This window comes from Bifidobacterium sp. ESL1130 (assembly GCF_058507935.1).
This window is the reverse complement of the sequence record NZ_CP196379.1, coordinates 1,076,445-1,098,363: the sequence shown is the minus strand read 5'-3', so window position 1 is coordinate 1,098,363 and position 21,919 is coordinate 1,076,445. Positions and strand designations below refer to the sequence as shown.

At 57.2% G+C, this 21,919-nt stretch carries 16 protein-coding genes and 1 pseudogene; 4 read left to right on the top strand and 13 right to left on the bottom strand.

Translation table 11 applies throughout. From position 1 onward, the window contains the following. Positions 1-33: 33 nt before the first annotated feature. From ACSYSO_RS04250 to uvrA, 9 genes and pseudogenes are all read right to left on the bottom strand, one after another. A complete protein-coding gene (locus ACSYSO_RS04250; protein ID WP_489798314.1) occupies positions 34-828 on the bottom strand; it encodes an alpha/beta fold hydrolase in 795 nt (264 codons plus the stop codon). A gap of 22 nt (positions 829-850) precedes the next feature. Beyond that, a complete protein-coding gene (secG, locus tag ACSYSO_RS04245) occupies positions 851-1,099 on the bottom strand; it encodes a preprotein translocase subunit SecG (RefSeq protein ID WP_489798514.1) in 249 nt (82 codons plus the stop codon). A gap of 193 nt (positions 1,100-1,292) precedes the next feature. Beyond that, positions 1,293-2,093 (bottom strand): triose-phosphate isomerase, encoded by an 801-nt coding sequence (gene tpiA, locus ACSYSO_RS04240; RefSeq protein ID WP_489798316.1) that lies wholly within the window; start codon positions 2,091-2,093, stop codon positions 1,293-1,295. A gap of 146 nt (positions 2,094-2,239) precedes the next feature. Next, a complete protein-coding gene (locus ACSYSO_RS04235) occupies positions 2,240-3,445 on the bottom strand; it encodes a phosphoglycerate kinase (RefSeq protein ID WP_489798318.1) in 1,206 nt (401 codons plus the stop codon). Positions 3,446-3,720: 275 nt separating this feature from the next. After that, positions 3,721-4,671, bottom strand: a complete 951-nt coding sequence (gene whiA, locus ACSYSO_RS04230; protein ID WP_489798319.1) for a DNA-binding protein WhiA — start codon at positions 4,669-4,671, stop codon at positions 3,721-3,723. Between the two features lie 151 nt (positions 4,672-4,822). Further along, a pseudogene (gene rapZ, locus ACSYSO_RS04225) lies at positions 4,823-5,686 on the bottom strand (RNase adapter RapZ); the annotation flags it as partial. A 146-nt stretch (positions 5,687-5,832) separates the two neighbouring features. Further along, positions 5,833-6,867: a shikimate dehydrogenase family protein gene (locus tag ACSYSO_RS04220; RefSeq protein ID WP_491701548.1), complete on the bottom strand. Its 1,035-nt coding sequence runs from the start codon at positions 6,865-6,867 to the stop codon at positions 5,833-5,835. Between the two features lie 42 nt (positions 6,868-6,909). Further along, positions 6,910-9,234, bottom strand: coding sequence for an excinuclease ABC subunit UvrC (gene uvrC, locus ACSYSO_RS04215; RefSeq protein ID WP_491701547.1), 2,325 nt, complete (start codon positions 9,232-9,234; stop codon positions 6,910-6,912). Between the two features lie 35 nt (positions 9,235-9,269). Beyond that, positions 9,270-12,215: an excinuclease ABC subunit UvrA gene (gene uvrA, locus ACSYSO_RS04210; RefSeq protein WP_491702059.1), complete on the bottom strand. Its 2,946-nt coding sequence runs from the start codon at positions 12,213-12,215 to the stop codon at positions 9,270-9,272. A 232-nt stretch (positions 12,216-12,447) separates the two neighbouring features. Between uvrA and ACSYSO_RS04205 the strand changes: the two genes are divergently transcribed. The 4 genes from ACSYSO_RS04205 to ACSYSO_RS04190 all read left to right on the top strand — a co-directional run bounded on the left by ACSYSO_RS04205 (position 12,448) and on the right by ACSYSO_RS04190 (position 17,764). Beyond that, complete coding sequence (locus ACSYSO_RS04205; RefSeq protein WP_491701546.1) at positions 12,448-14,049, top strand: ABC-F family ATP-binding cassette domain-containing protein; 1,602 nt, start codon at positions 12,448-12,450, stop codon at positions 14,047-14,049. 90 nt (positions 14,050-14,139) lie between these two features. Beyond that, the gene (locus ACSYSO_RS04200) at positions 14,140-16,029 is read left to right on the top strand and encodes a bifunctional ADP-dependent NAD(P)H-hydrate dehydratase/NAD(P)H-hydrate epimerase (RefSeq protein WP_491701545.1); all 1,890 of its coding nucleotides are present in this window, start codon (positions 14,140-14,142) and stop codon (positions 16,027-16,029) included. Between the two features lie 21 nt (positions 16,030-16,050). Continuing rightward, positions 16,051-16,743, top strand: coding sequence for an HAD family hydrolase (locus tag ACSYSO_RS04195; RefSeq protein WP_491701544.1), 693 nt, complete (start codon positions 16,051-16,053; stop codon positions 16,741-16,743). Positions 16,744-16,840: 97 nt separating this feature from the next. Continuing rightward, a complete protein-coding gene (locus ACSYSO_RS04190; protein ID WP_491701543.1) occupies positions 16,841-17,764 on the top strand; it encodes a LysR family transcriptional regulator in 924 nt (307 codons plus the stop codon). Between the two features lie 216 nt (positions 17,765-17,980). On the opposite strand, the gene pyrE is transcribed toward ACSYSO_RS04190, so the two are convergent. The 4 genes from pyrE to pyrF all read right to left on the bottom strand — a co-directional run bounded on the left by pyrE (position 17,981) and on the right by pyrF (position 21,910). After that, entirely contained in the window at positions 17,981-18,706 is a 726-nt protein-coding gene (pyrE, locus tag ACSYSO_RS04185) for an orotate phosphoribosyltransferase (RefSeq protein ID WP_491702058.1), read from the bottom strand. Positions 18,707-18,910: 204 nt separating this feature from the next. Further along, positions 18,911-19,846 (bottom strand): dihydroorotate dehydrogenase, encoded by a 936-nt coding sequence (locus ACSYSO_RS04180; RefSeq protein WP_491701542.1) that lies wholly within the window; start codon positions 19,844-19,846, stop codon positions 18,911-18,913. Further along, positions 19,843-20,679 (bottom strand): dihydroorotate dehydrogenase electron transfer subunit, encoded by an 837-nt coding sequence (locus ACSYSO_RS04175; RefSeq protein ID WP_491702057.1) that lies wholly within the window; start codon positions 20,677-20,679, stop codon positions 19,843-19,845. The genes ACSYSO_RS04180 and ACSYSO_RS04175 overlap by 4 nt, the downstream gene beginning before the upstream one ends. 163 nt (positions 20,680-20,842) lie before the next feature. Next, positions 20,843-21,910, bottom strand: coding sequence for an orotidine-5'-phosphate decarboxylase (pyrF, locus tag ACSYSO_RS04170; RefSeq protein WP_489798335.1), 1,068 nt, complete (start codon positions 21,908-21,910; stop codon positions 20,843-20,845). Positions 21,911-21,919 lie beyond the last annotated feature (9 nt).

The window sequence follows — 21,919 nt, the reverse complement described above, 5'->3', positions numbered from 1 at the left end:
TGTTGTCTAGTGTCACAGCGCGATCCATAATCGTTACAGCAGCTTTGCCGCCCAATCGCCTACCAGTTCCTTGACTGCTTCCGGTTGATCGATATGGATGTTGTGCCCCGCCGGATCGACGACATGGTATCCGGCATTCGGATAATAGTTCAGCAGCATTTTATGGTCTTCATATCCCACCACCTGGTCTTGCTTACCGGTAACGATAAGCGCGGGACCTTGATATGTGCCCAGGCGTTGCTCAGGCATCTCGTCTAGCCAATAGTGGCTGTCAAGACGCAAACCCGCCTCGTGGTCGTAGAGTTTGGTGCCGGGAAGTACATAGCGCTGATACCGACGCCACGCCTCAAACGACTGATTGACACCCATCTGCAGGAATTCGATGAGCTGCTCGCTTTGCAGCTTTTCCGTCAGTTTGGGATTAGGATCACTCACCACGTGCTGTGCCACATGACGATGTGACTTGACCGGGTCAACCACAGAAGCAATCAAAGCAATGCCGCAGACCTGTTCTGGCACTTGAGAGAGGATATAACGCGCGATGGCACCACCCATGGAGTTTCCAAGTAATGCGAACGGATGCTCCCCCACGATGTCACGCACTGCGTTGAGTGTCCAGACTGCCATCTCCTGCAGCCCACCGGGTGCCGGCAGCGCCGGGGTCCTCCCGTGCCCCGGTAGGTCGATGTAGATACGCTGTATTCCTTCTGGGAACGCGTCATCGAGCAGCAGAAGACCACGATAATCCAATCCCATGCCGTGCAGCATGATGACAGGAATACCGTGGCCTTGTACTACGATATTGGGCTTCGGCTCAACAGATGTCATATCGGCTGAAGAACCTACCTAATCAGATGAGTTTGTACTTGGTCATCAGGCCAAGAGCGATGATGATGGCAACCCACACCAGCGCGATGATAATCGTCCAGCGGTTCAGATTCTTCTCGGCAACGCCAGAAGTACCGGCGTTCTTGGTGAGCCCGCCGCCGAACATGTCGGACAAGCCGCCGCCCTTGCCTCGGTGCATGAGAATCAGCAGAATGAGAAAGATGCTGGACACCGCGAGGATAATTTTCAGAACAAGCGCAACAATGGCCATAGCTGACACGGGCGAACCTCCATAATGAAACAATACTGGTATGTATGCTACCGTAATGGGCCAACAACTGCAATCATAACCGCGAGGACAACTGCACTCAGCGCGACAGCAGCATCATGCCACACACTCTTGCCTTAGCCACTGCCACTGCCTCTGCTGCACTAACAAGCTAAAGCATTACATAGACTCGGCGTCACGCACCATTGCCGGTCTTGGCGGCGAGTCTGCAGATGGTGGCCAGCTCGTCGGCATCGAGCGACGCCCCCCCGATGAGGAAACCATCGACATCCTGCTGGCTGAGAATTTCCACTGCATTCTTCGAAGTCACTGAACCTCCGTAAAGAATACGCACCGATTGGCATACTTGGTCACCGAACATTGAGGACAAATCGGCGCGGATTGCGTGCGCGGCATCTTGCGCGGAATCCGGTGTGGCCACCATGCCCGTGCCGATGGCCCATACCGGCTCATAGGCGATGATCAGCCGCGAAGCCTCTTCATCCGAGAGGTCGCGTGTCACATCGTGCACCTGACCGACTGCATAATCGAGCTCTATTCCCTGGCGCCGTTCCTCGAGACTCTCACCGACACACAGAATCGGTTGCATGCCGGCGGTGAGCACTGCCCTCACTTGGTCTACGATGTTAGCGTCGTCTTCAGGATGGTATTTACGCCGTTCCGAATGCCCGATAATCACATACGAACAGCCCAGCCGCGCAAGCATATCGGCCGAGACATCCCCGGTGAACGCGCCTTGATCGGTGACGGAAACCGCTTGTGCTCCATAACGTATTTTCAACCGGTCGGTCTCCACCAGCACCTGGACGCTGCGCAACGACGTGAATGAAGGGAACAGTGCCACGTCGCAGCGATTGAAATCAAAACGTGCGTCACGCAGCAGCCATGCAAACTTCTGCACGAAATATGTGGCTTCGAGATGGTCGAAATTCATCTTCCAATTCCCTGCCACCAGAGGTGTGCGCGTTGACGTCATGCCATTCCCCCAACTGCTCGTGCCAATCAGTCGGCAGGAGCGTATACACAGTGCGGGCAGGCCCGAAGAACCTGCCCGCACCAATCAATCGCTTATTTCACCGGTCATAAGGCCGTGAACAGCATCATAGTAGCGAATGTTTTCGACTACTCAAGCACTTTCAGACCCGGCAGTTCCTTGCCCTCAAGGAATTCGAGGGAAGCGCCGCCGCCTGTGGAAATGTGCGAGAACTCTTCATCGGAGAAGCCGAGGTGACGTACTGCCGAGGCGGAGTCACCGCCGCCCACGATCGTGAACGCACCGGCCTTGGTGGCATCGACAAGGCCCTGAGCCACAGCCTTGGTACCGTCTTCGAACTGCTTGACTTCGAAAACACCCATGGGTCCGTTCCACACCACGGTCTTCGAGTCGACAATCTTGTCGTGGAAGAGCTTGCTGGACTCCGGCCCGATGTCAAGACCCATCTTGTCGGCGGGAATGCCATCTGCAGGCACCACTTCGGGGTTGATAGGGGTGTCTCCTGCCGGGAACCCTGCGTTGACGACCACGTCGGTCGGCAGCACCAGCTCGACGCCATTGGCCTCGGCGGTCTTGATGTAGCCCTTGACCTTCTCGACCTGATCCTCTTCGAGCAGTGAAGTGCCGACCTCATAGCCTTGCGCCTTGAGGAAGGTGAACACCATGCCGCCGCCAATGACAAGACGGTCGGCCTTGTCGAGCAGGTTCTCGATGACACCAAGCTTGTCAGATACCTTGGAACCGCCGAGCACAACCGTGAAGGGGCGCTCAGGAGACTGAGTGGCGCGAGACAGTGCGTTCACTTCCTTCTCGATGAGTTTGCCGGCGGCGCTGGGCAGGAACGAAGCAACATCGTAATCGGAACCCTGTGCGCGGTGCACCACGCCGAATCCGTCGGAGACGAACACATCGCCCAGATCAGCGATCTTCTTGGCATATGCCGCACGCTCATCGGCATCCTTGCTGGTTTCTTCGGGGTTGAAGCGCACGTTCTGAAGCATGACCACGTCACCGTCGTTCATGGCAGCGACCTTGGCTTGGGCATCGGCACCGTAAGTGTCGTCGGCAAGGGTGACGTCCGCACCGAGCAGTTCACCGAGGCGCTTGGCCACAGGAGCGAGCGAGAGCTCGGGAACGACTGAACCCTTCGGGCGGCCGAGGTGCGCCATCAGGATGACCTTGGCACCTTGGTTACGCAGCTCTTCGATGGTCGGCAGAGCTGCCTTGATGCGGCCGTCATCGGTGATGGTAGTACCGTCGAGCGGCACGTTGAAGTCGGCGCGCACCAGCACCTTCTTGCCCGTCAGGTCTCCAAGATCATTCAGCGTTTTCATGAGTTTCCTTTCCCTAAGGCCTCGCCCAGCCACTACCGCCGAGCAGAGATAAAGAGTACTGCCGCAAAGCGCGCATTACCTTAGAGTGTACAAGGGCGAACGAACAAAAACTTCACCCGCGCTGCCTCTATAGGCAAGTACGGGTGAAGTGAACAGACAAGGCAATGCGCTTCGTCTAGTTAGAGCAACTGTAGCATGCATCTCTTATGCGTTGACGCTATGCCACCATCTATTGCAACAAATCTTCGCGATGAATCTACTCTTGCATCCCTCGATTACTCAGCATCCTGCTTACGCGCAGCTTCAACCTTGTCCGCCAACTGCAGCAACCGGCGTATGCGGCCTGCAATGGCATCCTTGGTGATTGGCGGATCGGCGAGCCGTCCCAATTCCTCCAAGCTGGCATCTGTATGGTTGAGGCGCAGCTCACCAGCGGCTTTCAGGTTGTCTGGAACTTCATCGCCCAAAATCTCGAAGGCATGATGAACCTTCTGCGTGGCCTCAGCTGCAGCCTTGGCACTGCGACGCATATTCGCATCATCGAAGTTCGCCAGACGATTCGCTTTACCTCTGGCCTCGCCATCGGAACGTTTACCGGTCCATTCCCTAGCCGAACGTGGTGCGCCCATCAGATTGAGCATGCGCTCAATGGCATCGGGATCACGCAGCGTCACCCTCTCCGAGCTGCGCAACCGGCGTGTCTGGGCAGTAATGCCAAGCCTCCTTGCAGCGCCTTGCAGCGCCTTGGCTGCTTCGGGAGTCGGGCACACGATTTCCAGATAACTGGCTTTGCCTGGATCGGAGATGGTGCCACGAGCCAGGAAAGCACCTCGCCATGCAGCTTTGATCTGAGCGATGTTGCCGCTCACCACTTCTGCTGGAAGACCCTTGACCAAATGCATGCGACGATCAAGCAGACCGGTCTGCAAAGCGAGAGCCGTGGCTCCACGTTCCACAATCAAATCGAAGCGCTGCACCACACCGTTAGGTGTTTGCCTGGAAATCCGGTTGAGGTTGGCCTCACGTCCAAAGGCACTGCTGATGACGGTTCTCAGCCATTCCGCCGCTTCCAATGAGTCAAACTGGGCTCTGATAACCGCTTGGTTGTTGACTGGACGCAACCCTCCGCCGAATCGCATCATCGCTGCGGCCTGCGCGATAGTCGCAGCCGGCAGTTCGGCTTGAATCGATGCCAGTTCAGTTTTGACGTCTGTGAGAAGAGCCAAAGCCCAACCTCCTACTTCCCAAATTGCTCACTTATTGACCGGCTACCGAATGAGTCCACTCATGTTCTGCCACGATTCTCTGTGATACAGAATGACTTGGACAAAATTACGCGTTCTGACCAAATTTGCAAAGCCTCGTACAAATTGCGCATTACCGATTGATCTTGTGCAGTTCACGTGCCGATACGGTAACGGAAAGCCCTCTTGCTCTCAACCGTTGCGCCAGAGCCTCGCTCATCGCCACAGAACGATGCTGTCCGCCCGTGCAACCTACAGCAATAGTAACAAAATGCTTGTCTTCACGTGCATAACCGTTAATGGCCACCATCATCGCTTGCTCGTACGCATCCAAGAACTTTTCGGCACTTTCGTCACCGAGAACATAATCACTCACGGGAGTATCAAGACCGGTCAATTCTCGCAAACTCGGCACCCAATACGGGTTAGGCAAAAACCTCACATCTGCCACAAAATCAGCATCCAGCGGAATCCCATATTTGAACCCGAAGCTGAAAATGTGAACGGCTACGGTGGATGGCCCCTCCCCCAGCAATGCTTCGTACAATTGGGTAGAAAGCTGGTGAATGCTGAGATTTGAGGTATCGATAACCGTGTCGGCACGCTTCTCCAGACTGGCCAACAAATCGCGTTCCTCTAAAATGCCATCGATAAGACGGTTCCCGTGCTGCAACGGGTGTGGTCGGCGCACTGATTCGTAACGTTTCACCAGCACCTCGTTACTGGCATCAAGGAACAGAATGCGCGTGCGCACGCCCAGGTCGTCAAGATGGCTGATCACTGCGGAAAGATCGTCGAAGTAGCTGCGGGACCGCACGTCTATGACCGCCGCCAGCTTATGCACTTTCGAACCCGATGAGGTCATCATGTCCACCAACGGCACCAGCAGCTTGGGCGGCAGATTGTCGACCACATACCAGCCCATGTCCTCTACACAATCGGCTGCATGAGAACGACCGGCACCACTCATACCGGTAATGAGCATCACCTCGAATTCGCTCGAAGACTGGTGATCTTCGCGATGAATCTGAGCTGCTGAAGGAAAATCCTCATGACCAGCCAAGCCATCGCCTTGCACTCTTACACCGCTATTGTCACCGTTATCGCCCGGTGCTTGGCGCACTGCCATCTGGTTCTGATCGTTCATATACTCTCCTCAAGTGCTCGGCGCATGGCTCGCTCCAACCTTGCCGTGTAAGACGAACCGCAAGCCGTCATCAGTGCCACCTGTTCCAGCGCCTGGTACAGTAGCATCTCTTGGCCGCCAATGCTATACCCATCCAGTTTACCCCATGATTGCAGCAGCAAACTTGGGTTCGGCTTATAAACTACGTCCAGCAACGCCGCAGGTACGTCTCTACCCCTTGCGCCAACAGGCCGATCAGCTTGTAGTAAATCCACAGCCAAGTCGTCTGCCGCATGGGCGGGCAGCGTGCTGATGACGATATCCGCACGCAGTAAAGCGGGAATCGCGTCGTTCAAGGGGATACACCGATAGCGCAGCTGATGCTCGGATTGGAGCGCCAGTTGTTCCAACGCATCACCGGTTTTAGGCCGGCGCGCGCAGACCGTGACTTGGTCAACCGGACCAATACCAGGAATCTGCAACTGAGTGCAGGCCGCCAGAGCCGAAAGCGCGGTGTTCCCGTTGCCCAGTATCACAGCATGGGCACCGTCTCTTCCCGGGGTGCGTGTCTCGTTGCCTTGTACGCATTCGTTGCCGGCAGAGTAGCTGAAGTCTGCCGAATTCGACGATTTCTCATCTTGCTGTTTGCAATGAGATGACCGTAGGACTGCACCGCACTCAGACCATGCGTGACGAAACGCCATTACAATGCCGTTGACATCAGTGTTATAGAGATCAACACTGGGCATTTTCGATTGCTGCGACCAGTTTAATATCGCTGTATTAGAAACCATAAGCTTTTTTGACCACTCGTCTTGTGGTGCGCCATATGGTTGAATCGTCCGTTTGAGCGGCATGGTGAGGCTGAGGCCGCGCCATGAAGAATCCAAGCCGTTCAAGAACCTTTCGAGATCGCGTTCATCAACCTCTTGACGCGTGTACTCCCAGTCGTCAAGGCCAAGCTCACGATATGCCGCCATGTGCAGCACCGGCGATAACGAATGCGAAATCGGCTTGCCCAATACCGCGCAATGATGATGTACGCCTGTCATTCTCACTCCATTCTCTACGGCCATACTAGCCGACGCGACGCATCACCCCTGTGGAGCAGCCTCGTCGCCGCTGTGCAGCGCTTCAAAAATAGCTTCGGCCTTGTGCTCTCCGACACCCTTCACCTGCTGGAGTTCCTCCACGCTCGCTGCTCGAATGGCTTTGAGGGAACCGAATTTGGACAGCAACCGTTTCTGGAATGCTTCACCCACGCCGGGAATGTCATCGAGTGCTGAACGCAATGCTCCCTTTCTTCTGGAATTACGATGATAGGTAATGGCGAAACGATGGGATTCGTCACGTACTCGTTGCAGTAAGTACATGCCTTCGGACTGCCGTTTGAGGATGATGGGATAGTCATCGTCCGGCACCCATACCTCCTCGAGACGTTTAGCCAGACCGCAGACCGCCACATCGTCCACGCCGCAGTCGTGCAGTGCGCGCGCTACCGCCTCAACCTGCGGTTTGCCGCCATCGACCACGATGAGGTTGGGCTTATAGGCAAAATGATGCGATGTGGTGTTCTGCTGCACGATCTGTGTCTCGTCGATTTCCGTTGACGACGCGACACGACTGTCGGCACTCGCGGTTTTTTCATGCCGCGCGTCCCCGCTGGGCTTGTCTTCGGCACTCGTCGATATCAAGGATGTTTGAGACTCCCGTGCTGCCTGAATACGCCGCTCGTTGTCGATGCTTTCTCCAGAGTCACCGGCGATGTTGCCGTGTTTGAAACGCCTGGTCAACGTCTCATACACCGCACTCAGATCGTCGAGCGCCCCCTTGCCGTCGTTGCCGCGGATGGCAAAACGTCGGTATTCTGACTTTTTGGCGATGCCGTCCTCGAATACAACCATGGATGCCACCTGGTAGATGCCTCCGATGGTGTTGGAGATGTCGTAACCTTCGATGCGCAGCGGCGCTTCGCTCAACCCCAGTGCCTTGGCGACATCGTTCATGGCCTGTGTGCGAGCCCCTATGTCGCTGATACGGCTCATTTTGCTACGTTGCAACGCCAGTTTGGCGTTGTTGTTCGCGCGCTCCTGCAAAGTCCGCTTCTCGCCGCGACTGGGGACGCGGATGGTGACGGCGGCACCGCGCAGACCTGACAACCACGTTTCAAGCTCGTTTTTGCGATCCGGTTCGATGGGAACCAGCACTTCGCGAGGTATCGGCGCAACAGGCGCCAGAAGGTCTCCACGGCCGGTCTGCACTTGTCGTTCACGACGTTCACGCGTGGCTTGGGCTCTTGAAACGCTGTCGGTGGCGGTCAGATGCTGCGTATGGGCGATGGCATCGCGTTTCTCTTCTATGGACACGGCATCGTCAAAGGAGTGTACGTCTTTTGCCTGTTCGTCGTGAGACTGATTCATCACATCCGAATACACTTGAACGATGAGGTCTGCGATGAGGCTGGCATCGTCGATATCTTCCACACGTTCCACGCTCCAGTTACGCTCTCCTCGGATGGAACCTGCACGCACGAAGAATGCATGTACGGACGCTTCGAGTTCGTCTGCCTCAAAGCCAAACACGTCAGCATCGGTATCTTGTTCCAAGACCACCGCGTTCTGTTCGGAGACCGTCTTGAGCATGGCTATCTGGTCGCGCAACCGAGCCGCCTTCTCGAACTCCATCTCATTGCTGGCCTGTTTCATCTCCCGTGTGAGACCGGCAATATAGGTTTTGCCGAGCCGCCCAGTGAGTACACCAACCAGCTGCTCGCACATGCGCCGATGCTCTTGCTCATCGATTCTGGCCACGCATGGCGCAGAACATTTGCCGATGGAAGCCAGCAGGCACGGCCTATTCGTCATCTGCGCCCGGTGAAAAGCATTTGGCGAACAGGTGCGTACAGGAAAGGTCTTGAGCAGCTTGTCAAGGCTGTGCCGCAAATCCCACACCTTTGCGTAGGGGCCGAAATACCTTGTGTCACGCCGTTTGCGGTTACGGGTGATCCATACGCGCGGCACCTTTTCTCCGAGTGACACCGCTAAGTAAGGATATGTTTTGTCATCTTTGAATACAACGTTGAATCGTGGGTCGAATTCCTTGATCCATGTGTATTCGAGCGTGAGCGCTTCGAGTTCAGTACCCACCACCGTCCATTCGAGACTGCGTGCGGTAAGTACCATGTTCTGCGTGCGCGGGTGAAGCTGGGACAGCGGCTGAAAATAGAATGTAAGCCTGTTGCGCAGGTTCTTAGCCTTACCTACATAAATGACGCGTCCGTTGCCATCACGCCATTTGTATACACCGGGATCGGTGGGAATGTCACTGGTTCGGGGACGGAACAGGTCGCGAGAGTCCCCCAGCTGGCGTTGTGTCTTGCGCCACTGCCCCGAGTCTCTTTCCTGTCCCGTCTCTACCATGTCTTACCGCTCTCCTGTCTCTGCCACCGTCACTGTCACCGTTGAGGTTCCAACAGTGGTTTCAAATATTTGCCGGTCCAGCTCGCCTCATTCTTGGACACCTTCTCCGGGGTACCTTGCGCCACAATAGTACCGCCGCCTTCACCGCCTTCGGGACCGAGGTCAATGATCCAATCAGCGGCTTTCACCACATCCAGATTGTGCTCGATAACAATGACCGTGTTCCCCTTGTCCACCAAGCTTTGCAGCACCTGCAACAGTTTGCGAACATCCTCGAAGTGTAGACCGGTGGTCGGCTCGTCGAGAATGTACACCGTTTTCCCGGTGGAGCGGCGTTGCAGTTCGGTGGCCAGTTTGACGCGCTGGGACTCACCGCCGGAGAGCGTGGTGGCAGGCTGCCCCAGGCGAATATAACCCAATCCGACATCGACCAAGGTGTTGAGGTACCGGGAGATGGAAGTGTAGGCCTTGAAGAACTCGGCTGCCTCTTCGATGGGCATGTTGAGCACGTCCGCCACGGTTTTCCCGTTGTACTTGACTTCCAGCGTCTCACGGTTGTAACGCTGACCATGGCATTCCTCGCACTGCACGTACACATCCGGCAGGAAGTTCATTTCGATTTTGATCGTGCCGTCACCATGGCATGCCTCACAACGCCCGCCTTTGACATTGAAGGAAAAGCGTCCGGGCCCATAGCCTCGCACTTGGGCTTCGGGAGTTTTGGCGAACAGTTGACGAATCTTGTCCCACACACCGGTGTAGGTGGCCGGATTGGAACGCGGGGTGCGGCCGATCGGATTCTGGTCGACGTGAATCACCTTGTCGCACTGGTCAATGCCTTCGATGCGGGTGTGCTTGCCGGGCACAATACGGGCGCCGTTAAGCTTGTCTGCCAACGATGGATACAGAATCTGATTGATCAGCGTTGACTTGCCGGAACCGGACACACCGGTAATGCAGGTCATCACACCAAGCGGTATAGACACGTTGAGGTTCTTGAGGTTGTTCTCCCTAGCGCCCACGATTTTCAGTTCACGCGTCTTATCGATGCTGCGTCGCTGCTCCGGAACGGCTATCTGGCGACGACCGGCTATGTAGTCTCCGGTAACCGAACGGGAAGCATCTACGATGTGCGCGGCCGGGCCGGAGTAGATGACCTCTCCGCCGCTTTCACCGGCGCCCGGACCAATATCAACCAGCCAGTCGGCTTTTTCGATGGTCTCCTGATCATGCTCGACTACGATAAGTGTATTGCCCAAGTCACGCAGGTGGTGAAGCGTCTTGATGAGACGTTCGTTGTCACGCTGATGCAAACCGATGGAAGGCTCGTCGAGTACATACATGACGCCCACCAGGCCGGAACCGATTTGCGTTGCCAGACGAATACGCTGCGCTTCACCGCCTGAAAGCGTTTTCGCAGCTCGCGAGAGTGTCAGATAGTTCAAACCGACATCGTTGAGGAAGCCAAGACGTGCACGAATCTCTTTGAGCACTTCTCCTGCAATCTGCGCGGCGGCACCTTCGAGATTGAGGTTCTTGACCCACTCCAGGCTCGTGTGCACCGACATGTCACACACGTCGGCGATGGACTTGTCGTTTACCGTGACGGCAAGCACTTCCGGCCGTAGACGCTTGCCCGCGCAGGCCTGACACGGCACCTCACGCATATAGGACTCGTAGTAGAGCTTCATCTGATCGGATTCGGTTTCGTCGTGGCGACGCTTGAGCGTACGTACCACCCCTTCGAACCCGGTGCTGTATTCGCGCATACGGCCCCATCGGTTACGATACGACACCTGCACTTCAAAATCATGACCGTACATCACGGCATGGCGTACGTCCTCGGACAAGTCTTTCCAAGGGGTGTCAAGGCTAAAGTCCATCTCTTTGGCCAGACCTTCGAGCACGTGCCGATAATAGTCACCGGTGCCTTTGGTCATACCCCACGGCTCGATGGCGTTGTCGTTGAGCGACTTGCTTGGGTCCGGAATCACGAGTTCGGGATCGATTTCCAAGCTGTAACCGATGCCGGTGCAGTCAGGGCAAGCACCATATGGAGCGTTGAAGGAGAATGTGCGAGGCTCGATCTCATCGAGTTCCAGCTGGTGCCCGTTGGGGCAGGAACGCTTCTCGGAGAACGGCTGTCGACGCTGTGGGTCTTTGTCGTCCTTATCTACGTAGTCGATGACCACAATGCCTTTGGCCAAGCGCAGTGCTGTCTCGATGGAATCGGTGAGACGCTGACGCATACCTTCCTTGACCGCCAGACGATCAACCACCACCTCTATGGTGTGCTTTTTCTGCTTGGTCAGCTTGATTTCGTCGGAAAGCTGCCTCATCTCACCGTCGATGAGGGCACGCGCATAGCCGTCGCCACGCAGCAGTTCCAGCAAGTCCTCGAATTCCCCCTTACGGCCACGAACAACTGGTGCCAACACCTGGAATCGCGTCTTTTCCGGATTCTTCATGAGCGCATCGACCATCTGCTGAGGCGTCTGAGCACTGACGCGTGCACCGCATTCAGGGCAGTGCGGCACACCGGTGCGAGCAAACAGCAGACGCAGGTAGTCATAAATCTCCGTGATGGTTCCCACCGTCGAACGCGGATTGCGATTCGTGGTCTTCTGGTCGATTGAGACCGCTGGGCTCAGACCTTCGATAAAGTCCACATCAGGCTTGTCCATCTGCCCCAGGAACTGACGGGCGTAGGCGCTCAATGACTCAACATAGCGCCGCTGCCCTTCGGCGAACAGCGTGTCGAACGCCAGTGACGATTTGCCGGAACCAGACAGACCGGTGAACACGACCATACGACTGCGCGGAACAGCGATGTTGACATTCTTCAGATTGTGCTCGCGAGCGCCTTGGATGGTGATTTTCAGGTCGCTGGGTATGTGGGAGATGTCCGCCACGAGCGAACCGTTCTGCGAGCGCAGGGGGGCTTTGGCGATTTCTTGTGACAGGAAGGTGTCGCCGTCCATGATTTTGCGCGCTGCAGCTTCGCTTGTGCCGCGTTCGGTGAGTTCCGTTGAATCCGTTGCCATGCCGTCCTCCGGACGTTTGAGTGTTCCGTTGAGGGTTTCAGTATAGCGAATGGGTTCGAACAATTGTTCGATTTCGGTACACGTGTCGCTATGATGGGGTGACAACCATAACCATTTCAACGCTGGGTGTATTGCCCGGCTTTTAGCGATATTGATGAGGGCGGAGCGCATGGCAATCGAGGGGCAGCAGTTGGAGATTCAGATCGGGGCGCGCACGCTGCTTAACCCCACTGACTTCCATGTGGCCAAGGGTGACAAGATTGGTTTGGTGGGACGTAACGGTGCCGGCAAAACCACGCTGACACGTGTCATTACCGGAGATTTGCTGCCTTCCGGCGGCAAGGTACGCATCACTGGCGGGTTGGGGTATTTGCCACAGGACACGCATGCGGCCGACCCCGAGCAGTCTGCGTTGGACCGCATGATGAGTGCGCGGGATATTGCCAGCATCATCAAACGTATGCGTAAGGCCGAGAAGGATATGACCAGTCCTGACGTGAAGGTCATGGAAAAGGCAATGGACAAGTATGACAAGGTCATGCAGGCGTTTGACAAGGCCGGCGGTTATGCGGCACAGTCCGAAGCCATCTCCATGGCGTCGAGCTTGGGGCTGCCACAGGAGGTGATGCAGCAGCCGCTGGGCACACTTTCTGGTGGGCAGCGCCGCCGTATCGAACTGGCTCGTATCCTGTTCTCCGATGCCGACACGTTGATTCTTGATGAGCCTACGAATCATTTGGATGCCGATTCCATTGAATGGCTGCGCAGCTATCTGAAGCGTTTCGAGGGTGGGTTCCTGGTGATCTCCCACTCCACGGAGCTGCTGGACGAAGTGGTGAACAAGGTGTGGCATTTGGACGCGCAGACCGGCCAGATAGACATGTATTCGTTGGGTTGGAAAGCATATCTGCACCAGCGTGTTGTGGATGAGGAACGTCGCCGCCGCGAACGCGAGGTTGCGCAGAAGAAAGCCGACCGCCTTATGAAGCAGGGCATTCGTTTGCACGCCAAGGCCACCAAGGCAGTGGCCGCTCAGAATATGATGCGCCGTGCGGAACGTTTGTTGGAGAACACGAGCGAGGCTCAGACACAGGAGAAGGTGGCCGATATTCGTTTCCCCGAGCCGGCCCCATGCGGACGCACTCCCATCATGGCCAAGGGCATTTCCAAGGCATATGGCTCGAACATCATTTTCTCGGGCATTGACTTGGCGATAGATAAAGGGTCACGTGTGGTTATCCTGGGCTATAACGGTGCCGGCAAGACCACCACACTGCGTATTCTCGCCGGTGAGGAGCAGGCCGATACCGGTGAGGTGGAGTACGGGCATGGCTGCAAGATCGGTTATTTTGCCCAGGAACACGATACGTTGGATCTCGAATCGAGCGTATTGGAGAATCTGCAGCATGTGGCCCCCGATTTGGACGATACGCACGCTCGTTCCATCTTGGGCAGTTTCCTCTTCTCCGGCGACGATGCGATGAAACCGGCAAAGGTGCTTTCCGGCGGCGAGAAGACGCGTCTGGCTTTGGCCACGCTGGTTACCTCACGTGCCAATGTGCTGCTGTTGGACGAACCGACAAACAACCTTGATCCGGCTTCGCGAGACGAGATTTTGAAGGCCATAGCCAAGTATGAGGGAGCTATCATCCTGGTTACTCACGATGAAGGCGCGGTGGAGGCGCTGAACCCGGAGCGTGTGCTGCTTATGCCTGACGGTGACGAGGATTTGTGGAACGACGAATATCTTGAATTGGTTGCTGAAGAGTAGACGCACACCCTGCTGCACAAGCGTCGACACTATAGGTGGCACTGCAGCAAGACGCTGATGCTCTCAGTATGACGGCAAAAGGAGGGGCATATGGATCTGCAATCGGTGCATGATCGCGCAGATGGGCAGCGCACGGATGCGCTGCGCCACCGCGCATACACCTCGCACACGGTGAGACGTATGGAACAGCCCCTACTGGAACGCGGCGTGCCGTTGATGCGCATGGCTGCATCGACGGTTGCCCGCGTAGCCGCACAGATGCTGTCCGAACGCAATGTGGTGCCCGAGCGCGCCAATATCGTGGTATTGGCCGGTGCTGGAGACAACGGGGGCGACGGCCTGTTCGCAGGCGCTCAATTGGCGCGGCAGGGCGCTGCTGTCACCACTATTGCCACAGGCCGCTCTTTGCATATGGCAGGCTTGCTGGCATTCACCCATGCCGGAGGCCAACTGCTGGTGCTAGACGCGCAATCCACGATTCCCGGAGCAGCAAGTGGATTCAGTGCCGGTGAAGCCGGCGAGCGCTTGGAAATGGCCTTGGACATGATGATGCATGCCGATATGGTGATCGATGCCATGACGGGAATCGGCGCTCGCGGTGCGTTGCGGGGAGTGGCGGCAACACTGTCCCGCGGCATGCTTCAGCACCTTGGCGAAGCACAGGGTGGCACGGATCAGCGGCATTCGCCATCCGTTCGCCCTGGCCGACGTTCACTTTCGTCAGTCAAGGGCTCCTCGCCGTTGATCTTGGCGGTCGATGTGCCTTCCGGCGTTGGCGTTGACGACGGTACGCTGCCGGGAGACTACATGCCTGCCGACGTGACGGTCATGTGCGGCGCCATGAAACCGTGTGCGGTGCTGCCACCCGCGTCTGGAGCATGCGGCACTTTGGTGCTGGCCGATTTTGGCTTTGATGTGGATGCCGTGCCGTGTGCCGTAACCGTGATGAACGATGATTTGCTGTCACAGGTGTTACGCCGGCCGTTTGCCTCGGACTCCAAATACAGCCGAGGTGCTGCTGGGATGATGACCGGTTCGCAACGTTACCCCGGTGCCGCCGTGCTGGGTTGCCGCGCAGCAGCGGCTTCCAACATAGGCATGGTGCGCTATGTGGGACCGTCTTCTGTGGCCGAACGCGTGTTGGACGCATTGCCCGAGGCAGTGGTCGGCAAAGGACATGTGCAGGCATGGGTGGCCGGTTCCGGTGTACCTGACGCCGAGCATGCGCAGGGCATGGAGCCTGAGCGTGTGACTCTTGCGGCATTGCTGAAGCATTACGATGTGTCCGCCGGCTCACCACACGTGCAGGAAGCATATGCCATGCCGGCTTTGGTGGTGGATGCCGGAGCGTTGGATTTGCTGCCCGACCGTGTACCGCCCCAAGTCGTGCTGACCCCGCATACCGGCGAACTGGCGCGATTGCTGTCTCTTCGCGGAGAATCGGCAGGCGTGGACGACATCATTGCCCGGCCATGGTATTGGGCACGTAAAGCTCAGGTGCTGACTGGTGCCACAGTACTTCTGAAGGGGGCGATTACCGTAGTCGTCGGGCCGACTACAGAGCGCAACGTCCCTTCAGACCTCAACGTCCAGTCTGACGCAGCTGGCGAGAATACGACTGATGATGCAGGCACGGTGACGCTTACTGCAGGCAACGGTCCGGCTTGGCTGGCAACGGCTGGTTCAGGCGATGTGCTGGCGGGTATCCTCGGCGCATTGCTGGCACAGCAGGATGAGGCAGCATGGCGTGACCATCCAGAGCATATCGCCCTTGTCACTGCTGCCGCCAGCCGACTCCACGGGCTGGCAGCCGGGCAGGCCAGCGGTGGCAATCAATGCGGCTGGCGGCCGCCGCTCGTCGTGAGCGCCCAATCTCCAGAGCCGCAGGATCTACACCACTCAGGACCGCTGGGACATCCCATCACAGCATCCGACCTGATTGCCCCCATCCCCCACATCATCGGCTCTCTGTTGCATTGAACGCTCGTTGAAAGGACCATCATGGCAACACCATCGTCACTACACTCGCTTCACAGCAATACCCCCACTCCACCGTCGCACACCGAACCGCACGCGCCGGTCAACGATGTGATTTTCGACTTCGGCGGCGTGCTCATACACATCGACTATCGGGCGTGCCTGGAGGGTCATTGCCCGCCCGAGGTGCTGGACCGTCTCGGCACCGAGCATAACGCGTACGGATTCTACGAGTATGAGGACCGCATGGACGCCGGCGAACTCATCGCCGATGTGCTCAAGGACTACCGTGCCGAGTTCGGTGCCGAGATGGCCGAGGTGTTCCGCTACTACGTCGAACATTACGATGACGCCATGGCAGGTATGGTGGACGGCATGGAACAACTGGTGCGCGATCTCAAAGCGGCCGGATACGGGGTGTGGGGCTTGACGAACTGGTCGAGCGAGACATTCCACTACGTGCATGAGAAGTTCCCGCAGATCGAGGAGCTGCTGGACGGAACAGTGGTTTCCGGCGTCGAGCATATGCACAAGCCAAACGCCGACATCTTCGAACTGGCACTGTCCCGGTACGGTCTCACGGCCGGCGGCACCGCGTTTCTCGACGACAACGCGAACAATGTCGGTGCCGCTTCGGCGCTCGGCATCCACGCCCGCCTCTTCACCTCGCAACCGCAGGCCAGGACGGCATTGCATGACATGGGTCTTGAGTTCTGACAGGATATAACTCATATCTATAGGGCAGACGGTGCAAAAGCGTTCATAAACGGCGGTTTGGCGCCCAAGGTTGCTTCTGATGCTATAGAATCCAGTTATGACTCTGCTGCAACTCAAATATATCGTCACCATCGCCGAATGCGGTTCCATGAACGAAGCGTCCCACGAGCTCTACATCTCCCAGCCGGCGTTGAGCTCGTCGGTGCGCGAACTCGAGCACGAGATGGGCATAGAGATCTTCACCCGTTCTTCTCAAGGCATCTCCCTTACCGACGACGGGGCCGAATTCCTCACCTACGCTCGCCAAGTGCTCGACCAGGCCGCTCTGATGGACGACAGGTATAAGCACGTCAAACCTCGCAAGCAGCTGTGCAGCGTCTCCACGCAGCATTACATGTTCGCTGTGGAAGCATTCGTGGCCATGATCGATTCCATTCAATCGCAGGAATACGAATTTACCTTGCGTGAGACAGGAACTCGAGACATCATTGAACGGGTATCCACGCTACGCTCGGAGATCGGCATCCTCTACCTGTCCGATTTCAACAAGGATGTGATCGGCAAATTCATGCGCGTCAAGCATGTGCAGTTCCACCCGCTCTTCCGCGCCCCGCTGCACGTTTTCATTTCACGCGACAACCCGCTGGCAAGCAAGGAGCGCGTGACCATGGACGATTTGCAGCCTTACCCGTTCCTGCAGTATGAACAGGGAAACAATGACAGTTTCTACTTTGCCGAAGAGGCGGTTCGTCCCGATTACTCCCCCAAACGCATTGACGTGACCGACCGCGCCACCATGCTCAATTTCATCATCGGGCTCAATGCCTATACGGTGTGCAGCGGCATCGACAATGGCGATTTGAACAACGAGAAGATTGTCACCGTGCCCTTGGAGAGCGACGAGACCATGCTGGTAGGGTGGATCACCAATGAGCGTGCCAGCCTTTCCCCAGCCGCTCAATCATATTTGGAAAAGCTGCGGCAAGTGTTGCAACAGCACGGATATGCAATCATTGAATAACGAATATAGATACTTCTTGAATACTAGATGAATATTTATTCACCACATATTCATCTAGTATTCAGAACTTATGCATGTATATACGCGCATATATGATATATGCGTCGCTTCCTCATCAGAGCAGCCACATCAACAATCCAGGTGCACCGTCAACCCCATGGTCAACCAGCAGAATACACGACCGATGGCATTCAACGCCATTTTCGGCACTAGGTATCAAGCGCCGTAGCGTTGCAGGTAGGAGCGGGCAGCTTCACTTGTCTTGTCCGTGAGCAGCGGGGTGCCATCCGCAGCGGTCATGCCACTTGCAGCGGCGAAAAGTTCGCGCACATTGGCAATGGCACGCACCGGGAAGCCGAACTCCTGTTCCACCGCGGCAACGGCGGATATATCCGAGTCCCCGGTTTTTTCCATGCGATCCACACTGAGTACCAGACCCACCACCTCAACGTCGGCCGCGGTCGCAATCTTCGCCATGACCTCGTGTACGGCGGTGCCAGCTGTCATCACATCGTCGACGAGCAACACCTTCATGCCGTCCTTCAGCGGCGTGCCAACGAAGAGGCCCCCGTCACCATGATCCTTGGCTTCCTTGCGGTCAAACGTGTAGCCGATGGGCATACCGTGCGCATCCATTGCCATTGCCGTGGACACAGCCAGAGGAATACCTTTATATGCAGGTCCAAATACGGTGTCGATGCCTCCGGGCAGCGTACCATCAGCAACGCACTGTGCGATTTTCTCAGCGTAGAATACGCCGAGAGTGGCGATTTTGCTGCCGTCGTCAAAGGCACCGGCATTGATGAAATACGGCGACTGGCGACCGGATTTCAGTGTGAAGTCACCAAATTTCAACGCACCGGAGCGCAGCAGAAACTCGGTGAACCGAGCGTCGATCGAAACCGGAGAGGAAGTTCCGGCACCGGGTGTGCTGTTGTACATCACATCATCATTCATCATATATCCTTTTCTTCTGTATATATTTCATATTTTGAGTACTGTTCCGGTCACAGGCTTCAGCCAACACTCCCGTCCAGCATTCACCGCCTGCCGCCATGCGCGTCGCTTTCCTGACACACAGATGCCGAGAACCAGCGCTCTGCGGCCAGTCCATGACGAATAACTGCATATGCCGCAGTCGAGCGATCACCGCCACGTTTTGCCGCTGGCCAACCGTTGCGCCAATTCCGGACGCTCATCGAGCAATGCCTCCAACTCTCGCGCCACACGCATGGGTGCCGCCGGATCCCACAACGCCGCAGCACCGACCTGCACTGCATTGGCACCGGCATACAGGTATTCGAGCGCCTTCTCCCCCGAGTCAATGCCACCGATGCCGATGATGGGAATCTGCGGCAATGCCTGGCGCACACGCCACACAAAGCTCAGCGCGATGGGAAATATCGCCGGGCCGGAAACCCCTCCGGTAACGTTGGCGAGAATCGGCTCTCCGGAACGTACATCAATGCGCATGCCCACCAACGTGTTGATGAGGCTCAGCGCATCGGCACCGGCGTCGACGGCCGCCTTCGCCACAGTGACAATGTCGGTGACGTTGGGCGACAACTTAACCACCATGGGTTTGTCGGTCAGCGCACGCAAATGGGCGATAAGCGCGGACAGCACCGCAGGGTCGGTGCCTACACTCATGCCACCGTGGCTCACATTCGGGCAGCTCACGTTGATTTCGAGCATGTCGGCATCACTGCCATCAAGCCGTTCCACTACCTGCGCATAATCGCCGTCGCTATGCCCGGCCACGTTGGCCACCACTGTGGCACCCAGCGATTTGAGAGCCGGCAGCTCGTCGGCAAGATAGTGGTCGACGCCCGGGTTCTGCAGTCCGACGGCGTTGATCATGCCGGCCGGGCTTTCGGCCGCACGCGGGCCGGGGTTGCCTTCCCAAGGCACCGGAGAGACGCCCTTGGTGCCCACGGAGCCAAGCTGGGACGGGTCGTAATAGTCACGGCAAGCCGCCAGCTGGAACGTGCCTGACGCCGTACCGACCGGGTTCTTCCAAGGCACTCCGGCGACTACGGTGGGATGTTGCCATCGCATCTCTGTGTTTTCCGCTGTGTTCATGCCGTCCACCCCAATTCTTCAGGACTAAATACCGGACCATCCGTACACACCTTGCGCCGGCCTTGTGCGGTTTCGACCACACACGCCACGCAGGCGCCAAACCCACATCCCATGCGAGCCTCCAAACTCAGCTGGGAGGGAATGTCACGTACACTCGCCCACTGCGCCACCGCTCGCATCATCGGGGTCGGCCCGCAGGAGAGGATGACAGGACGCAGCACGTTGCCATCGCCATCATTCACCTCGAGTTCGGGTTCCATGCGCTCCAGCAGATCAATCACATTGCCTTCATCATTGCTGATGGCATGCATACGTCCGACCGGTACGAACCGCTGCGTCAAACCGTCTGCGAAGTGCATGTCCCGGTAACCGAACGCAGTGGTCACCCGCACGTCGTTTCTGGCGCTGAGTTTCTGTGCGGCATACAGCAGTGGCGGCACACCGAGACCACCGCCGACAAGCACGTAGTTCGCGCTCGCATCCACATTGAACGGATTGCCGAGCGGCCCTAACACATCTACCGTATCGCCAGCGCTTAGCGTACTGAATTCGCGGGTGCCTTCGCCGACGATCTGATAGATGAGCGCCACATCGTCTCCGCTGACATACGCCACTCCAAACGGTCTGGGAAGCAGGGTCATGGCGTTGGACGGGTACAGATTCACAAATTGTGCCGGTTGGGCATGCTTGGCAGTGTAGGCGTCACGCACCACCAGCTCATAGACGCCTTGACGATCGTCCAGCACCCGCTGGGAGATAACCGGTACGGTTCGTCGTCCAGGTTTGTTGCCACCTTCGCCATTGCGAGCGCCAACACGTTCGCCGGGCACCATCGGAGCACCTCCAAAGCCGGCATCATTCGCCGCGCCTCCTGCAGGGGCACGATTGCCGGTGGTCATAAACGGTGAAACAGTCATTGCTCTCCTCGATCGTAGCTGAAATGATGAGCATCGAAACGTTCTACTGAACGAATACGGCTTTCGGATTGCGCTGCCATCAGCGGTCCTTTATGGCTTGGTTGAGGTCATCACGCATGGTGACGGCGGCCGTGGCCGCACTACTGGACACCAGGTCGAGCGCTTCTTGGACACTCATGTCATCGCTGTAGGCGCCAGCTGTGCGCCATGCACCGATGATGCCGCGCGAGGAGTTGACTATGGCACCGGAACCGTGGGCATCGAACATGCCGGCCACGTCGGCAGCCGTGCCGCCTTGTGCTCCGTAGCCTGGTACCAGGAAAAACGTGTGCGGCATCCGTTCGCGCAATGCGCGGCCTTGTTCGGGATGTGTGGCGCCTACCACCGCGCCCAATCGGGAGTAACCGTATTCACCGATGCTGTCGGCACCCCAGTGTTCCACCAAGTCGGCTACGTGTTCATAGAGGTGTTCGCCGCCGGTTAGTTCCAGTTCCTGAATTTCACGGCTGGACGGATTCGAGGTGCGTACCAAGGCGAATACGTCCTTGTCGGTGGCCGCTGCCGCATCGGTGAATGGTGTGACACCGTCGCTGCCGAGATAGGGATTGACGGTGACTGCATCTTCCATCCATGGCCGACCGTCGCAATTCCCCGGCTGAGTGGCATCTGGCCGAGCGGCAACGCCGGTGAGATGTCTGGCGTAGGCGGACGCGGTGGAACCGATGTCGCCGCGCTTGATGTCGCCAAGCACATACAGGCCCCGTTCGTGCGCATACGCGCAAGTACGATGGTAGACGTCGATTCCTGCTGCACCATACGCTTCATACATGGCAATCTGCGGTTTTACGGCCGGTACGATGCCGGCTACCGCGTCGATGATGGCACGGTTGAACAGGTAAAATGCCGACATCACACGGGACGTATGGTCCTCTCCAACCGTTTCCTCATTCGCCGGGTATACATCGCAAGCACTCTCATCTGAAGCCTGCTCTTGTGCCGGCACCTGTTGTGCGCCTTTGCCCAGATCACCGTTACTTGCCGAACACATGGACGTGATGATTTGCTTCGGTACGAGCGCTTCGGTCGGGTCAAGCCCGACGATGCTGGGATTGTGTGTGGCTGCTATGACTTCGATCAGACGATCCATATATTCCTC

Excerpts from the sequence above, each read along its gene's own strand:
- uvrC (WP_491701547.1), bottom strand. The coding sequence starts at position 9,234 with ATGGTAGAGACGGGACAGGAAAGAGACTCGGGGCAGTGGCGCAAGACA.
- ACSYSO_RS04250 (WP_489798314.1), bottom strand. The coding sequence starts at position 828 with ATGACATCTGTTGAGCCGAAGCCCAATATCGTAGTACAAGGCCACGGT.
- ACSYSO_RS04190 (WP_491701543.1), top strand. The coding sequence starts at position 16,841 with ATGACTCTGCTGCAACTCAAATATATCGTCACCATCGCCGAATGCGGT.
- ACSYSO_RS04220 (WP_491701548.1), bottom strand. The coding sequence starts at position 6,867 with ATGACAGGCGTACATCATCATTGCGCGGTATTGGGCAAGCCGATTTCG.
- ACSYSO_RS04200 (WP_491701545.1), top strand. The coding sequence starts at position 14,140 with ATGGATCTGCAATCGGTGCATGATCGCGCAGATGGGCAGCGCACGGAT.
- uvrA (WP_491702059.1), bottom strand. The coding sequence starts at position 12,215 with ATGGACGGCGACACCTTCCTGTCACAAGAAATCGCCAAAGCCCCCCTG.
- pyrE (WP_491702058.1), bottom strand. The coding sequence starts at position 18,706 with ATGTACAACAGCACACCCGGTGCCGGAACTTCCTCTCCGGTTTCGATC.
- tpiA (WP_489798316.1), bottom strand. The coding sequence starts at position 2,093 with ATGACGTCAACGCGCACACCTCTGGTGGCAGGGAATTGGAAGATGAAT.
- ACSYSO_RS04180 (WP_491701542.1), bottom strand. The coding sequence starts at position 19,846 with ATGAACACAGCGGAAAACACAGAGATGCGATGGCAACATCCCACCGTA.
- ACSYSO_RS04205 (WP_491701546.1), top strand. The coding sequence starts at position 12,448 with ATGGCAATCGAGGGGCAGCAGTTGGAGATTCAGATCGGGGCGCGCACG.
- ACSYSO_RS04175 (WP_491702057.1), bottom strand. The coding sequence starts at position 20,679 with ATGGTGCCCGGCGAACGTGTTGGCGCTCGCAATGGCGAAGGTGGCAAC.
- ACSYSO_RS04235 (WP_489798318.1), bottom strand. The coding sequence starts at position 3,445 with ATGAAAACGCTGAATGATCTTGGAGACCTGACGGGCAAGAAGGTGCTG.
- ACSYSO_RS04195 (WP_491701544.1), top strand. The coding sequence starts at position 16,051 with ATGGCAACACCATCGTCACTACACTCGCTTCACAGCAATACCCCCACT.
- secG (WP_489798514.1), bottom strand. The coding sequence starts at position 1,099 with ATGGCCATTGTTGCGCTTGTTCTGAAAATTATCCTCGCGGTGTCCAGC.
- pyrF (WP_489798335.1), bottom strand. The coding sequence starts at position 21,910 with ATGGATCGTCTGATCGAAGTCATAGCAGCCACACACAATCCCAGCATC.